Annotated in this window: 13 protein-coding genes; 7 read left to right on the top strand and 6 right to left on the bottom strand. The window is 72.4% G+C overall.

Going from position 1 to position 15,424, the window contains the following annotated elements; translation table 11 throughout:
* Positions 1-79 precede the first annotated feature (79 nt).
* The gene (locus ABTY59_RS03025; RefSeq protein WP_352017111.1) at positions 80-1,261 is read left to right on the top strand and encodes a LolA family protein; all 1,182 of its coding nucleotides are present in this window, start codon (positions 80-82) and stop codon (positions 1,259-1,261) included.
* Positions 1,262-1,327: 66 nt separating this feature from the next.
* Here the strand turns inward: ABTY59_RS03025 and ABTY59_RS03020 are convergent, their stop codons facing one another.
* The gene (locus ABTY59_RS03020; RefSeq protein ID WP_352017110.1) at positions 1,328-2,635 is read right to left on the bottom strand and encodes a M28 family metallopeptidase; all 1,308 of its coding nucleotides are present in this window, start codon (positions 2,633-2,635) and stop codon (positions 1,328-1,330) included.
* Positions 2,636-3,007: 372 nt separating this feature from the next.
* On the opposite strand from ABTY59_RS03020, the gene ABTY59_RS03015 reads away from it, so the two are divergent.
* Complete coding sequence (locus ABTY59_RS03015; protein WP_352017109.1) at positions 3,008-3,655, top strand: NADPH-dependent F420 reductase; 648 nt, start codon at positions 3,008-3,010, stop codon at positions 3,653-3,655.
* On the opposite strand, the gene ABTY59_RS03010 is transcribed toward ABTY59_RS03015, so the two are convergent.
* Entirely contained in the window at positions 3,604-4,245 is a 642-nt protein-coding gene (locus ABTY59_RS03010; RefSeq protein ID WP_352017108.1) for a DUF4291 domain-containing protein, read from the bottom strand. The genes ABTY59_RS03015 and ABTY59_RS03010 overlap by 52 nt on opposite strands.
* 126 nt (positions 4,246-4,371) lie before the next feature.
* On the opposite strand from ABTY59_RS03010, the gene ABTY59_RS03005 reads away from it, so the two are divergent.
* Positions 4,372-4,689 carry a DUF6401 family natural product biosynthesis protein gene (locus ABTY59_RS03005; protein ID WP_352017107.1) on the top strand — a complete coding sequence of 106 codons (318 nt, stop codon included), beginning with the start codon at positions 4,372-4,374 and terminating at the stop codon, positions 4,687-4,689.
* A 6-nt stretch (positions 4,690-4,695) separates the two neighbouring features.
* On the opposite strand, the gene rarD is transcribed toward ABTY59_RS03005, so the two are convergent.
* Positions 4,696-5,601 (bottom strand): EamA family transporter RarD, encoded by a 906-nt coding sequence (rarD, locus tag ABTY59_RS03000; protein ID WP_403535505.1) that lies wholly within the window; start codon positions 5,599-5,601, stop codon positions 4,696-4,698.
* A 155-nt stretch (positions 5,602-5,756) separates the two neighbouring features.
* Complete coding sequence (locus tag ABTY59_RS02995) at positions 5,757-6,623, bottom strand: SDR family oxidoreductase (RefSeq protein ID WP_352017105.1); 867 nt, start codon at positions 6,621-6,623, stop codon at positions 5,757-5,759.
* Between the two features lie 95 nt (positions 6,624-6,718).
* Between ABTY59_RS02995 and ABTY59_RS02990 the strand changes: the two genes are divergently transcribed.
* From ABTY59_RS02990 to ABTY59_RS02975, 4 genes are all read left to right on the top strand, one after another.
* Entirely contained in the window at positions 6,719-7,096 is a 378-nt protein-coding gene (locus ABTY59_RS02990) for a winged helix-turn-helix transcriptional regulator (RefSeq protein ID WP_352017104.1), read from the top strand.
* A gap of 101 nt (positions 7,097-7,197) precedes the next feature.
* On the top strand, positions 7,198-7,995 hold the full coding sequence (locus ABTY59_RS02985) for a hypothetical protein (protein WP_352017103.1): 798 nt from the start codon (positions 7,198-7,200) through the stop codon (positions 7,993-7,995).
* Positions 7,992-10,181 (top strand): bifunctional serine/threonine-protein kinase/ABC transporter substrate-binding protein, encoded by a 2,190-nt coding sequence (locus ABTY59_RS02980; RefSeq protein WP_352017102.1) that lies wholly within the window; start codon positions 7,992-7,994, stop codon positions 10,179-10,181. Before ABTY59_RS02985 ends, ABTY59_RS02980 begins: the two co-directional genes overlap by 4 nt.
* A 3-nt stretch (positions 10,182-10,184) precedes the next feature.
* Positions 10,185-12,386, top strand: a complete 2,202-nt coding sequence (locus ABTY59_RS02975) for a bifunctional serine/threonine-protein kinase/ABC transporter substrate-binding protein (RefSeq protein WP_352017101.1) — start codon at positions 10,185-10,187, stop codon at positions 12,384-12,386.
* A gap of 45 nt (positions 12,387-12,431) precedes the next feature.
* Here the strand turns inward: ABTY59_RS02975 and ABTY59_RS02970 are convergent, their stop codons facing one another.
* Together ABTY59_RS02970 and ABTY59_RS02965 are read right to left on the bottom strand one after the other, a co-directional pair.
* Entirely contained in the window at positions 12,432-13,493 is a 1,062-nt protein-coding gene (locus ABTY59_RS02970) for a 2-oxoacid:ferredoxin oxidoreductase subunit beta (RefSeq protein ID WP_352017100.1), read from the bottom strand.
* Complete coding sequence (locus tag ABTY59_RS02965) at positions 13,486-15,423, bottom strand: 2-oxoacid:acceptor oxidoreductase subunit alpha (RefSeq protein WP_352017099.1); 1,938 nt, start codon at positions 15,421-15,423, stop codon at positions 13,486-13,488. The genes ABTY59_RS02970 and ABTY59_RS02965 overlap by 8 nt, the downstream gene beginning before the upstream one ends.
* Between the last annotated feature and the right edge of the window lies 1 nt (position 15,424).

Below are 15,424 nucleotides of genomic sequence, written 5' to 3'. Positions count from 1 at the left end.
CTGACGATTCCGCGCCGCCGCCTTGGTGAGATGGAGACATCATCCACAGGGGCAGCACGGCACGGAGGTAGCGGAGACCATGGCAGAGACCCGTAAGGCGAGCCGGTTCATCGTCCCGGTCGCGGTGGCAGGAGTGGCCGCGGCGACCATCGGGCTGGTCCCGGCGCTGGCGGCGTCCGGCGACCCGGACCTGCCGGAGATCACGGCCCAGCAGCTCATCGAGAAGATCGCCGCCTCGGACACCCAGACCCTGTCCGGCACCTTCAAGGTCTCCACCGACCTGGGCCTGCCGGCCCTCGGCGGTCTGGCGTCCGGCCTCGGGGGCCTGGGCGGCGGCGGCTCCGCGTCGGCCGACCCGTCCGAGCGGCTCACCGAGCTCGTCTCGGGCAGCCACACCCTGCGCGTGGCGGCGGACGGCCCCGAGCGCCAGCGCCTCACGCTGCTCGACGGCTCCGACGAGTACAGCCTGATCCACAACGGCGACGACGTCTGGGGCTACGACAGCAAGTCGAACGAGGTCTTCCACGAGAAGGGCGCGTCCGGCGCCGCCGATGCCCCGGAGGACCACAAGCTCCCCGGCACGCCCAAGGAGCTCGCCGACGAGGTCCTGAAGGCCGCGGGCGACACCACGTCGATCACTGTCGACGGGACGGCGAAGGTGGCCGGCCGGGACGCGTACCAGCTGGTGATCAAGCCGAAGCAGGCCGGCTCGACGGTGGCGTCCGTGAAGATCGCGGTGGACGCGGCGAGCGGCACCCCGCTGAAGTTCACCCTCTCCTCCGTCGAGGGCGGCAAGCCGGTCGTCGACGCGGGCTTCACCAAGATCGACTTCGGGAAGCCGGCCGCCTCGGAGTTCGCCTTCCAGGTGCCGAAGGGCGCGAAGGTCACGGAGGGGGCGCAGGACGCGGCGGAGAAGGCGGCCGGCGAGGACCTGCCGAAGGGCTTCGAGGAGGGCTTCCCCGGCCTCGGAGCGGGCTTCGGGGCGGACTTCGGGAAGGGCGGCGGCCCGAACGTCATCGGCGAGGGCTGGACGACGATCGCGGCCTTCGACACGGGTGCCCCGGCACCGAAGACGGACGAGGCGCCGAAGGAGATCCAGGGCTTCCTGGACTCCCTCGGCGACAAGGTCACCGGGAAGTTCGGCTCCGGCACCCTCTTCAAGACGAAGCTGGTGAACGCGCTCCTCACCGACGACGGCAAGGTCTACGTCGGCGCGGTGACGAAGGACGCGCTCGTGCGGGCGGCCGACGCCGGCAAGTAGCCGGGAGGTTGGGACCCCGGGCGGGTCGGGGGCGAAATTCACCGACCCACCCGGGAGCTTTCGCGGTTACGGGAACGTCAGCTTGAAGCTGTTGATGTACCCCGTGTCGACCGAGGCCTTGTCCTGGACGCGGAGCTTCCAGGCACCGTTGGCGACCTCGGAGGAGGCGTTCACGGTGTAGGTCTGGTTGATGTTGTCGGTGCTGCCGCCGGCCCGGTTGCTCAGGCTGTAGACGGAGCCGTCGGGGGCGACGAGGTCGACGACCAGGTCACCGATGTAGGTGTGGACGATGTTCACCCCGACCTTGAGCGTCGAGGGCGCGTTGCCCGCGATGCCGGTGACGTTGACCGTCGAGGTGACCGCGGCGCCGTTGTCCGGGATCGACACGTCGGCCGTGTTCTCGAAGACCGTGCCGGTCGGCGGGGTCGTCGTCCCGGTGGACAGGTTCCAGATGGCGTACGCGATCGCGTCGGCGTTCCGGTCCAGGGCGGTGTCGTTGATGTTCGCCGTGGTGTCGCAGGACGAGTGGTAGCAGCGGTCGAAGGCCTGGCCGGCCGTACCGCCCCACTTCTGCGCCTGTGCCGAGGTCTTGGTGTAGTCGGCGCCGGAGAAGAGCCCGCCGACCGGGATGCCCACGTTCTTGAAGGGCGCGTGGTCGGAGCGGCCGTCGCCCTCGGTCTCGATCTCGGTGGGTATCCCGAGCCCGGCGAAGTAGTCCTTGAAGGTCTGCTCGATCGTCGGGTCGTCGTCGTAGACGAAGTAGCCCGGGTTCGGCGAGCCGATCATGTCGAAGTTCAGGTAGCCGCTGATCTTCGAACGCTCGCTCGTGGGCAGGTTGTTGACGTAGTACTTGGACCCGACGAGCCCGAGCTCCTCGGCGCCCCACCAGCCGAAGCGCAGGTGCTTCGTCGGCTGGAGCTGGGCGCGGGAGACGGCGAGCGCGGTCTCCAGGGTCGCGGCGGACCCCGAGCCGTTGTCGTTGATGCCGGGGCCCGCGGTGACCGAGTCGAGGTGCGAACCGGCCATGAGGACCTGGTTCGGGTCGCCGCCCGGCCAGTCGGCTATCAGGTTGTAGCCGGTGGCGCCGCTGGAGGTGAACGTCTGCAGCGTGGTGGTGTAGCCGGCGGCGTCCAGCTTCGCCTTCACGAAGTCGATCGAGGCCTTGTAGCCGGTACGGCCGTGGGCTCGGTTGCCGCCGTTGGCGGTGGCGATCGCCTGGAGGTCCGCCAGGTGCTGCTTGACGTTGGCGAGCGGGATGTCGGGCGCGGCGACGGCGGCTTGCGAACCGGCGGAGGCGGTACCGGTCAGTCCGCCGAGGGCGAGCGCCGCGAGTGCGGCGGCCGCGGTGACGCGTCTGGGCACGGAGAGGTTCATGTGGGGGCTCCGGATTCCGAACGGGGATGGGACGGAACGTGCGAGACGCCTCGGGCGTGGGTGCCACGAGGCGCTGGAGCTGTGCGGGTGCGCGGTAGTTCAGTTGTGCGGCGGTTCGGTCGTGCGTGCTGAATGTTCAGTGAGATTTTGACTCCGCGTCAAGAGCGGAAACCGGTCAAGGCTGTTCGCTCAGCGGACGAGGGGAACGGCGGCCGTCCCCCCGGCCCCCGGATCGGCGAACGGCGAAGGTCGCCGTGGGGGATCGGCGGCGCGACCCGGGGACGGTCCGGGACGGTGTGGGACGGTCCGCGCGGGCGACGCAGGCACTAGGGTCGGGCTCCCCGTCTCACGGACCCGAAGGAGCGCACGCACATGAGGATCGCCGTACTGGGCACGGGCGAGGTGGGGCGGCGGCTCGCCACCAAGCTGGTCTCGCTGGGGCACGAGGTGGCCATGGGGTCCCGTACCGCCGACAACGCCGACGCGGCCAAGTGGGCGGCGGAGCACGGCGGGACGCACGGGACCTTCGCCGACGCGGCCGGCCCCGCCGAGCTCGTCGTCAACGCGACCGGCGGGCTCGTCTCCCTGGCCGTCCTGGAGGCCGCGGGCGCCGCGAACCTGCGCGGCAAGGTGCTGGTCGACGTGTCCAACGCGCTCGACTTCTCGGAGGGCTTCCCGCCCAAGGTCGGTCTGCCCGACGGCCGGAGCGTCGCCGAGCAGCTGCAGGGCGCGTTCCCCGAGGCGCGCGTCGTCAAGACGCTCAACACCATGACCAACACCGTCATGGTCGAGCCCGGCCGGGTCCCCGGACACCACAACGTCTTCCTGAGCGGCGACGACGCGGACGCGAAGGCCGTGGTCGCCGAGCTGCTCGCCTCCTTCGGCTGGGCGGCCGACCGGATCATCGACCTCGGCGAGCTGTCGAGCGCCCGCGCGACCGAGCAGCTCATGCCCCTGTGGCTGCGGCTCTACGGGCTGCTCGGCACGGGCGACTTCAACTTCGGCGTCGCGGGAGGCTGAGCCCGCAGGTGGTCCAGGAGGCCCTCCGGCTGTGGGTAGGGCCTCTCCTCCGGGAGGAGCCGGGCGGCGGCCTCCGGGTCGCCCGCCCGGACCAGGCCGTGGACCTCGTGGGCCAGCCCCGTCACGTCGGTGATCGAGACCGTCCACTCGTCCGCGTAGCGGCGGGACGCCTCGCCCGAGAGCCCGAGCTGGAGCGAGCGGTACGGGAGGGGCCGCAGGCGGAGGTCGCGCTCCGGGTCCCACTGGACCCGGGCCGGCGCCTGCCGCAACTGCCGCCGCCAGGAGGCCTGGTCGGCGTGGAAGCCGCGCGCGTAGTGGGACAGGCAGGCGTTCCGCAGGGCCCACTCGAAGCCCTCGCGGGTGATCTCCACGGCGAGGACGGTCTCCTGGCCCTCCTTCGTGCCCCAGCCGCAGCGGTACATCATCCACAGGAACGAGGGCTTGATCCACGTCATCCGGTCCCGCTTCCACGCGGCCGGGAAGCGGCCGTCGCGGGCCGCGGGCCCTCCGATCTCCGGCCGGTAGGCCTGGTAGACGGTGACCGTGCGGTCGGTGTGGAGCGCGCGGATCCGGTACTTCGGTTCTTCCATGCGCTTCAGGGTGCGGGGGCCGCCCCGGCGGGGCCACCGGTTTTCCTCGGGCCGCCGCCTCCCGGCGTGGGAAGGTGCGACCGACGTCACGGTCGATACGCCCCGGTACGCGCCTAATCTTGAGAGATGAACGAATCGCCCGTCTGCCCGCTGGCCGACGTCGTCGCCACGTACCTGCCCCGGCTCTCGGAGTTCGCCTTCGAGCCGGGGCTCGTGGCCGCCGTCGACCAGCACGCGGCGGCCGTGTGCGACGCGCTCGTCCCGGCCCGGCGGGGGCCGGGCGGCCGGTCCGTCCGCCGGGAGGAGCTCGCCGACTACGTGCTCGGCTTCACCGACGTGCTCACCGAGGCCGAGTGGACCGAGCCCGTCGGCCACGACTTCGCGACCCTGCGCCTGACCGCGGTCTGCTGGCTGGTCCGGGAGCACGACCTCCTGGACGCCTGACGCCCGTCAGGAGACGGAGGTCACGGGCGCCGCGGGAGCGGGCTCCGCACGGGTCGCGGCGGCCGCCGCCGCGACCGCGGCGCGGCTCTTCCGGGCCGTGCGCAGCGCGTCCCAGGTGAGGATCGTCAGGGCCAGCCAGACGAGGGAGAAGCCCGCCCAGCGCTCCGCGGGCATCGCCTCGTGGAAGTAGACGACCCCGAGCAGGAACTGGAAGGTCGGCGCGAGGTACTGGAGCAGGCCGAGCGTCGACAGCGGGACGCGGATCGCCGCGGCCCCGAAGCAGACCAGCGGCACCGCCGTGACGATGCCGGTGGCGGCGAGCAGTGCCGTGTGACCGGCGCCGTGGGAGCCGAAGGCGAGGGTGCCCTGGGTGCCCAGCCAGACGAGGTAGCCGAGGGCGGGCAGGAACTGCACGGCCGTCTCGGCGGCGAGCGACTCCAGGCCGCCGAGGTTGACCTTCTTCTTCACCAGGCCGTAGACGGCGAAGGAGAACGCGAGGGTGAGCGAGATCCACGGCGGCCGCCCGGCGCCCACCGCGAGGACCACCACGGCCGAGAAGCCCACGCCGACCGCCGCCCACTGCGCGGGGCGCAGCCGCTCCTTCAGGACGAGGACGCCGAGGGCGATGGTGACGAGCGGGTTGATGAAGTAGCCGAGGGAGGCCTCGACGACGTGGCCCGTGTTCACGGACCAGATGTAGAGGCCCCAGTTCACGGTGATCACGGCCGCGGCGACGGTGATCAGGCCGAGCTTGCGCGGGCTGCGCGCGAGCTCGGGTATCCAGCTCCAGCGGCGCAGCGCGAGCAGCGCGATGCCGACGAAGGCCAGGGACCAGACCATCCGGTGGGCGAGGATCTCGACCGCGCCGGCGGGCTTGAGGAGGGGCCAGAAGAGCGGGACCAGGCCCCACATGCCGTAGGCGCCGATCCCGTAGAGCAGTCCTGCTCGTGCCTCGTTCTTCTCGGTCTTCACCCGGACCTCCCGCCCTGTGCCGCGCTGTCCTGTCGAAGGTAGCGCCGCACGGGGCGGGTTGTCATGCCCGTACCGCTATACGGTCATGACAGCGTTCAGGAGGCGGCCAGGGCCTCCTTGATCGACTCGGCGACCGGGGTGGTCGGGCGGCCGATCAGCCGAGCCAGGTCGCCGGTCCGCAGGGCGAGCGCGCCCAGGGCGACGGCCCGGTCGACGTCGACCAGGATCTCGGCGAAGGGGGCCGGGACCCCGGCGCCGGTGAGGATCTCCCGGTGGGTCGCGGCGGGGACGTCGCTGTACGTGATCTCCCGGCCGCTCCGGGCGGCGACCTCGGCCGCGTACTCGGCGAGGGACCAGGCGGTGTCGCCGCTCAGCTCGTACGCCCTGTTCAGGTGCTCCTCGGCCGGGCCGGTCAGGACGGCGGCCGCGGCGGCGGCGTAGTCGGCGCGGGAGGCGGAGGCGATCCGGCCCTCGCCGGCGTTGGACACGACGGCGCCGTGGGCCAGGACCGGGGCGAGGTTCGCCGTGTAGTTCTCCGAGTACCAGCCGTTGCGGAGGAAGGTGTACGGCAGGCCGGAGGCGAGGATCAGCTCCTCGGTCGCCTTGTGCTCGTCGGCGAGCAGGAAGTCCGCCTCGGGGCCGCCGAGGATGCCGGTGTACGCGAGCTGGGCCACGCCCGCCGCCTTGGCCGCGTCGATCACGGCGCCGTGCTGCGCGACCCGGCGGCCGACCTCGCTGCCCGAGATCAGCAGCACCCGGTCGCCGGACTCGAAGGCGTCCGCGAGGGTCTCCGGGCGGCTGTAGTCGGCGATCCGCAGCTCGACCCCGCGCTCCGCGAGGTCGGCGGCCTTCTCCTTGTCGCGGACGACGGCGGCGACGGACCCGGCGGGGACGCGGGTCAGCAGCTCGGCGATGACCAGACGGCCGAGCTGACCGGTGGCGCCGGTGACGACGATGCTCATGAGGTTCTCCCAGGTGGTTCGGGTGGGGCGGCTGCACTCACCGTACGTCTGGCACTAACTATCCGAAAGTACCCACTTTGAAGTAAGGTACTGGCATGGGAGTAAGTGAGAAGATCGTGGTCGACACCCTGTGCCCCGAGCGCCGCGTCCTGGAGCACGTCACCAGCCGCTGGGGCGTCCTCGTCCTGATCGCCCTGCGGGAGCGCTCGTACCGCTTCAGCGAGCTGCGCCGCACGATCGGCGGCGTCAGCGAGAAGATGCTCACGCAGACCCTCCAGACCCTGGAGCGCGACGGCTTCGTCCACCGCGACGCCAAGCCCGTCATCCCGCCCCGCGTCGACTACACCCTCACCCCCCTGGGCGAGGAGGCCGCCCACCGCGTCTCGGAACTCGCCCACTGGACCGCGACCAGCCTCACGGCGGTGCAGGAGGCCCGTGTGCGCTACGACACGGTGCGGGAAGCGTCCCAATGATGTTGTAGACGGGGCGAGTTGGTTCCCACGTGCGTACGATCTACCTCACTTCGGGGATTCTGTGGACGTGGGGTGGGGGACGCGTGGGGTACGGAAGATCCTTGCGCGCCGGGGGCGCGGCACTGGTGGCCGGACTGCTCCTCGCGGGCTGTACTGGCGGCGGAGACGACGACGGGAGACCGGAAGGCGCCGGGAGCGCCGGCACGAAGGCCCCGGCCACCGCGCCGCCTTCGACGGCCGCGCCGACGCCGACCGCCTACAGCTTCACCCCCGACCCCGCCCGCGTGCCGAAGACCCGGGCCGACGCCAAGCGCCTCGCCCTGGCCGTCGTCGCGGGCCCGGACGCCTGGGGACCCGACTACGTCGAGGGCGCCCCGTACCTGAGCACCGAGGGCTCCTGGCCGGTCCTCCCCGACACCTGTGTCTGGGAGTCCGGGACGCTACCGTCCTCCGTCCTCTACAGCGTGACCGCCCACAGCGAGATACCCGCCGCCGGCGGCAAGGGACGCGTCCGGGTCACGACCACCGTCACCGTCCACCGCACGGACGACGACGCGGACTGGGAGATGGCCCAGACCCTGGAGGAGGCCCTGCGCTGCCCCGGACAGACCCTGAGGGAGGGCGAGCGGATCACCGGCCTGATGTCCATCGGCGACCTCGGCGACGCCAGGAACTTCTTCGCGGAGGACTCCATCAACGAGCGCGGCAAGTTCGTCGACGACACCGTCAAGGGCGAGCAGTTCTACGGCTGGGTCCAGGCCCGCGTGGGCCAGGTGACCGTCGCGGTCTCCACCAGGGGCGGCCCGGGCCACGCCGACGACGACCTCAGCACGAGCATGGCCAAGGCCTCGGTCACCATGATCAGCCGCGTCGAGTCGCAGCTGGGGGCCAAGGCGTGACCACCACCCCTCCCGAGCCCGGCGAACTCCTGCCCCTCCTGCCCTCCGACCCGTCGGCGATCGCCGGATACCGGCTCCTCGGCCGGCTCGGTGCCGGCGGCATGGGCGTCGTCTACCTCGGCCGCACCGCCGCCGGGGAACTCGCCGCCGTCAAGGTCACCCACTCCGACCAGGCCGACCAGCCCGACTTCCGCGCCCGCTTCCGCCGCGAGGTCGAGGCCGCCCGCCGGGTCTCCAGCCCCTGGGCCGTCCCCGTCACCGGCGCCGACCCGGACGCCCCCGAGCCCTGGATGGCCACCGCCTTCGTCGCCGGGCCCTCCCTCGGCGAGGCCGTCACCGCGCACGGCCCGCTGCCCGAGCGGAGCGTCCGCCTCCTCGGCTGGTCCGTCGCCCGCGCCCTCGCCGCCGTGCACGCCGCCGGACTCGTCCACCGGGACGTCAAACCCGGAAACGTCCTCCTCGCCGTCGACGGCCCGCGCCTCATCGACTTCGGCATCGCCCGCAGCACCGGGGAGACCGCGCTCACCGCCACCGACATGGTCGTCGGCACCCCCGGCTTCCTCGCCCCCGAGCAGGCCGAGGCCCGCACCGACGCCATCGGCCCGCCCGCCGACGTCTTCGCCCTCGGCTGCCTCCTCGCCTACGCGGCGACCGGCCGCCCGCCCTTCGGCACCGGCGCCGTGGACGCCCTCATGTACCGCACCGTCCACGACGAGCCCGACCTCACCGGCGTACCCGAAGGGCTGCTCGACCTCGTCCGGGCCTGCCTCGTCAAGGACCCCGCCGCCCGGCCCACGGCGGCCGAGGCCGGCGTACGGCTCGTCGAGGATGCCCCGGGCGACGGCGCCGAATGGCTCCCCGCCCCCGTCGTCCGGACCATCGCCGAACGCTCCGCGCGCATGCTCGCCCTTCCCGAGATCGACACCACCGAGGCGGGCACGGCCCCCGCCGCACCCCCGAAGAGCCGGCGCGGCTTCCTGCTCCTCGCGGGCGGCGCTGTGCTCGCCGCGGGCGGCGGCCTGACCGCCTGGGCCGCCCTGGGAGGCGACGAGGGAAAGAAGAAGACCCCGCCGCCGAAGGCCCGGCGGTGGACCATCGGCGTCCAGGCCGACCTGACCGGCCCCGCCCAGGACATCGGCAGGGCACAGGAGCGGGGCGTCCGCCTCGCCGTCGCGCGGTTCAACGCCCGCAAGGACAAGCCGTTCACCCTCGACGTGAAGGTCTCCGACGACGGCGGGGAGCGGAGCCGCGCGCTCGCCGCCGCCCGCGCCCTGACCGGCGACCCCGACGTCCTCGGCATCATCGGCCCCACCTCCGACTACACGGGCTACACCGCGCTGCCCGCCTACGACGAGGCCCGGCTCCCCGTCATCACCACCTCCGCGGGCCTCAACCTGCTGATCAACTCCTCCGCGCCGCAAGGCCTGAGCCTGCTGCGTGCCTGCCCCACGCACTCGTACGCCGGCATGTTCCTCACCTACTACGTCGAGGCGAAGACCCGCACCGTCAGGCCCGGCATCCTCCAGGAACGCACCGACGACCCCTACTCGTGGCAGTACGCCGTCTCCTCGAAGTTCGCCTTCGGGCAGGCCGGCATCATCGCGATGCCCCGCGTGATCCCCGCCGGCGCCAAGCGACTCGAGAAGGTCCTCGGCGAGATGGTCGACGCGGGCATGGACGCGTACGTCCACGCGGGCCTCGCCCCGAGCGCGGTCCGCGCGGCGAAGGAGCTCGACCGGCTCGGCTTCACCGGCATGCGCGTCGCGGGCCAGCACGTCTTCGGACAGGAGTTCCTCACCGGAGCCGGGAAGGCGGCCGAGGGCTGGATCCTCGGGGCGCCGGTCGTCGACCCCACCACCCGGAAGGAGGCCGCGGAACTCGTGGCCGCCCACCGCACGGCGTACGGGACGGTCCCGGCGTACTACACGGGCGAGGCCTACGACGTCACCAACCTTCTCGTCGAGCAGGTCGAGAAGGCCGCCAAGGGCGGCAGGCGCCCCGACCGCACCACCCTCGCGCCGCTGCTGCGCGCGGCCAAGGGCCAGGGAGCCATGGGCGGTTACACCTTCGACGAGGAGGGCAACCTCAGCGCCGTCGGCACCTTCATGTACGCCGTCGAGAACGGCCGCTACAAGCCGTTGGAGTTCGCGCCCGCCGGACCGCCGGCCAAGGCCGAGGGGACCTGACCGGTGCAACCCCTGCGCAGGGCCGACCCGTCGACCATCGCCGGGTACCGCCTCCTCGGGCGGCTCGGCGCCGGCGGCATGGGCGTGGTCTACCTCGCCCGGTCCGCCGGCGGGGCGCTCGCCGCGCTCAAGCTGATCCGCGCCGAGCACGCCGCCGACCCCGGCTTCCGGGCGCGCTTCCGCCGCGAGGCGACCGCCGCCGAGCGGATCACCGGCCGCTGGGTCGTCCGCGTCCTCGGCGCCGACCCGGAGGCCCGCGAGCCGTGGCTGGCGACCGAGTACGTGCCCGGTCCCTCGCTCGCCGAGGCCGTGGCCCTGCACGGCGCCCTGCCCGAACCCACCGTCCGGGCCCTGGGCGCCCGGCTCGCCGACGCCCTCGACGGCATGCACACGGCCGGGCTCGTCCACCGGGACGTCAAGCCCGGCAACATCCTCCTCGCCCTCGACGGGCCCCGGCTCATCGACTTCGGCATCGCCCGGGTCAGCGGCGCCACCGCGCTCACCGCCACCGACGCGATGATCGGCACCCCCGGCTTCCTCGCCCCCGAACAGGCCCGGGTCAGCGGCTCCGACGAGGTCGGACCGGCCGCCGACGTGTTCTCGCTCGGCTGCGTCCTCGCGTACGCGCTGACGGGCGAACGCCCCTTCGGCACGGGCGCGGTGGCGGCCGTCGTCTACCGCACGGTCCACGAGGAGCCCGACCTCGGCGAGGTGCCGGACACGATCCTGCCCCTGGTCGCGGCCTGCCTGGCGAAGGATCCGGCGGCCCGGCCCACGGCAGCGGACGTCCGGGCCGCGCTGGGGGAGGCCGAGGGCCCGGCGGGCGACTGGCTGCCGGATGGCCTGCCCACCCTCATCGCGCAGCGCTCCTCGCGGGTCCTGGACCTGCCGGTCGCCGAACCGACGGTCCTCGTGCACACCGCCCCGCCGGAGGGCCCTTCACGACGGCGGCTGCTGATCGGCGGCGCGGCGGCGGCCGTCACGGGCGCGGGCGGCCTGACCGCCTGGCTGACGACCAGGACGCCGGGAGCGGCCACCGGCACGGGCGGACCGTCCGGGCCGCTCCCCACGTACACGATCGGCGTCCAGACCGATCTGAGCGGTGCCCGGAAATACGCTGGGCGGGGCCAGGAGAGGGGCCTCCGCCTCGCCGTGGAGAGCTTCAACGCCCGCAGCGACCGGCCGTTCGACCTGGCGGTGAAGGTCCGCGACGACGCCGGAGACCCGCGCCGGGCGGCCGCCGAGGCCGAGGCCTTCGGCAAGGACCGCGCGGTCCTCGCCGTCCTCGGCCCGACCACCCCGGAGGTCGTCCTCGCCGCCGCGGAGACCTACCAGCGGAACGCGCTGGTGTACGCGAGCGTGGCCACCGCCATCGGCTTCGAGCAGATGCCGGGCTTCCAGAACCAGCCCTCCTACTTCGAGATGCGTCCGATGCGCGACCTGCTCCAGCTGGGCTTCTCGACCATCGTCATCGTCCGGAAGCAGCGCAGGGTCGCGATCGTCGAGGACCAGGCCGCGGGTGCCTTCGCCTGGTCCTCCGCCAAGTCCGCCGAGGACACGTTCAGCAGCAAGGCGCAGATCGCCACCACCCGCCACCGGGTGGCGGCCGACACTGAGGACTTCGGCCCCGCCGTGCGCGCGGCGCTGGCCGCGGGCGCGGAGGGCGTGCTCTACGCGGGCCTGTCTCCACGCCGTGCCGGTCTGTGCGCCCGGGAACTGAGGGCCCAGGGCTTCAAGGGCCCCTGCGGCGGTTTCGAGGACGTACTCGAAACGGAGTTCGTCGAGGTCGCCGGACCCGCGGCCGAGGGCTGGGTCTTCGGCACCAGCTACGTCGACGCCGATCTGACGCCCACCGCCAAGGGCTTCGCCGCCGCGTACCGCAAGCGGTGGGGGCTGTCGGGCGCGGCGCCGGTCGACCGGTACGCGGCCGAGGCGTACGACGTCGTGCTCGCCGTCGCCGAAGCGATGCGACGCCTGACGAAGGACGGGGTCGCCGTGGAGCGCGGCGCGCTGACCCGGAGGCTGCGGGAGCTCACGTACCAAGGCGTGGTGAAGTCGTACGGCTTCGACGGCAACAACAACTTCCGCTTCGTGGACCGGGTGTACGTCCACCGGATCGAGCGGGGCGCACCCCGCTTCCTCGGGGACTACCTGAAGGCCACCAAGGACGAGAAGGCCGCCATGAAGGCGGGGAAGCACCCCTGAGAGGGGCCCGGCCCGCGCGGCGGACCGGGCCCGGGTGTTCCCCGGTCAGCCGACCACCGTCCAGGTGTCGTTGCCCGTCAGGAGCTGGCCCAGGTCGCCCTTGCCGTGGCGTTCGACCGCCGTCTCCAGCTGCTCAGCCATCAGCGTGTCGTACACCGGGCGGTCCACCGAGCGGAACACCCCGATGGGGGTCTGGTGGAGGGTGTCCGGGTCCGCGAGCCGGGAGAGGGCGAAGGCGGTCGTGGGGGTGGCCGCGTGGGCGTCGTGGACGAGGACGCGGGAGGCGTTCTCGTCGGTGACCGTGACGACCTGGAGGTCGCCGGTGGCGGGGTCGCGGACGACGCCCTTCCCGTTCTCGGCGCCGAAGCGGATCGGCTGCCCGTGTTCGAGGCGGATGACCGCCTCCTTCGCCTGGTCCTTGTCCTTCAGGACCTCGAACGCGCCGTCGTTGAAGATGTTGCAGTTCTGGTAGATCTCGACGAGCGCCGTGCCGTTGTGCTCGGAGGCCTGGCGCAGCACCTCGGTGAGGTGCTTGCGGTCGGAGTCGACCGTCCGGGCCACGAACGAGGCCTCGGCGCCGAGCGCCAGCGACACCGGGTTGAACGGCGCGTCCAGCGAGCCCATCGGGGTCGACTTGGTGATCTTGCCGACCTCGGAGGTGGGGCTGTACTGGCCCTTGGTGAGGCCGTAGATCCGGTTGTTGAACAGCAGGATCTTGAGGTTCACATTGCGGCGCAGGGCGTGGATGAGGTGGTTGCCGCCGATGGAGAGGGCGTCGCCGTCGCCGGTGACGACCCAGACGGACAGGTCGCGGCGGGAGGTGGCGAGACCGGTCGCGATGGCCGGGGCGCGGCCGTGGATGGAGTGCATCCCGTAGGTGTTCATGTAGTACGGGAAGCGGGAGGAGCAGCCGATGCCGGAGACGAAGACGATGTTCTCCTTCGCCAGGCCGAGTTCGGGCATGAAGCCCTGGACGGCGGCGAGGACGGCGTAGTCACCGCAGCCGGGACACCAGCGGACCTCCTGGTCCGACTTGAAGTCCTTCATGGACTGCTGCGCCTCGGCCTTGGGCACCAGGCTCAGCAGCGTCTCCGTGGGCTCAGGCATCGATGGCCTCCTTGAGGGCGGCGGCGAGCTGCTCGGCCTTGAACGGCATGCCGTTGACCTGGGTGTGGCTGCGGGCGTCGACGAGGTACTTCGCCCGGACGAGGGTGGCGAGCTGGCCGAGGTTCATCTCGGGGATCACGACCTTCTCGTACCGCTTCAGCACCTCGCCGAGGTTCCTCGGGAAGGGGTTGAGGTGGCGCAGGTGGGCCTGGGCGATGTGGCCGCCCTCGCGGCGGATGCGGCGCACGGCGGCCGTGATCGGCCCGTACGTGGAGCCCCAGCCGAGGACCAGGGTGCCCGCGCCGTCCGGGTCGTCGACCTCCAGGTCCGGGACGGCGATGCCGTCGATCTTGGCCTGGCGGGTGCGGACCATGAACTCGTGGTTGGCGGGGTCGTACGAGATGTTGCCGGTGCCGTCCTGCTTCTCGATGCCGCCGATGCGGTGTTCGAGGCCGGGGGTGCCGGGCACGGCCCAGGGGCGGGCGAGGGTCTCCGGGTCGCGCTTGTACGGCCAGAAGACCTCGGTGCCGTCGGCCAGGGCGTGGTTGGGTCCGGTGGCGAACTGCGTCCGCAGGTCGGGGAGTTCCTCGACGTCCGGGATCCGCCAGGGCTCGGAGCCGTTGGCGAGGTAGCCGTCGGAGAGCAGGAAGACCGGCGTGCGGTACGTGAGCGCGATCCGGGCGGCGTCCAGGGCCGCGTCGAAGCAGTCGGCGGGCGTCCTCGGGGCCACGACCGGCACCGGCGCCTCGCCGTTGCGGCCGTACATGGCCTGGAGGAGGTCGGCCTGCTCGGTCTTGGTCGGCAGGCCGGTGGACGGCCCGCCGCGCTGGATGTCGACGATCAGCAGGGGCAGTTCGAGCGAGACGGCGAGGCCGATGGTCTCGGACTTGAGCGCTACACCGGGGCCGCTCGTGGTGGTGACGGCCAGCGATCCGCCGAAGGCGGCGCCGAGCGCGGCGCCGATGCCGGCGATCTCGTCCTCGGCCTGGAAGGTCCGCACGCCGAAGTTCTTGTGCTTCGACAGCTCGTGCAGGATGTCCGAGGCCGGGGTGATCGGGTACGAGCCGAGGTAGAGCGGCAGGTCCGCCTGGCGGGCGGCGGCGACCAGGCCGTACGAGAGGGCCAGGTTCCCCGAGATGTTCCGGTAGGTGCCGGTGGGGAAGGCCCGGGTCGCGGGCGCGACCTCGTACGAGACGGCGAAGTCCTCGGTGGTCTCGCCGAAGTTCCAGCCGGCCCGGAAGGCGGCCACGTTGGCCTCGGCGATCTCCGGCTTCTTCGCGAACTTCTGGCGCAGGAAGGTCTCGGTGCCCTCGGTCGGGCGGTGGTACATCCAGGAGAGGAGCCCGAGCGCGAACATGTTCTTGCTGCGCTCGGCCTCCTTCCGGGACAGGCCGAACTCCTTGAGCGCCTCAAGGGTCAGCGTCGTCAGCGGCACCGGATGCACGTGATAGGCGTCCAGGGAGCCGTCGTCGAGCGGCGAGGTCGCGTACCCGACCTTCGCCATCGCGCGCTTCGCGAACTCGTCCGTGTTGACGATGATCTCGCCACCGCGCGGCACGTCCCCGATGTTCGCCTTCAGGGCGGCGGGATTCATCGCGACCAGCACGTTCGGGGCGTCGCCCGGGGTCAGGATGTCGTGGTCGGCGAAGTGGAGCTGGAAGGACGACACGCCCGGCAGGGTTCCGGCGGGTGCCCGGATCTCGGCCGGGAAGTTCGGCAGCGTCGAGAGGTCGTTCCCGAAGGACGCCGTCTCCGAGGTGAAGCGGTCACCCGTGAGCTGCATGCCGTCACCGGAGTCACCCGCGAAGCGGATGATCACCCGGTCGAGCCGGCGCACTTCCTTCTCGGTGCCGTGGTGGGGCGTCGCGGGGGCGCTGCGCTGCTCCCCGACCAGGGCCTCACCGGCCTCGCTGCTGACCTGGCTGGTCACT

This window comes from Streptomyces sp. NPDC096079, assembly GCF_040303145.1.
Lineage (GTDB): Bacteria > Actinomycetota > Actinomycetes > Streptomycetales > Streptomycetaceae > Streptomyces.
This window is presented reverse-complemented; position numbering and strand designations above follow the sequence as displayed.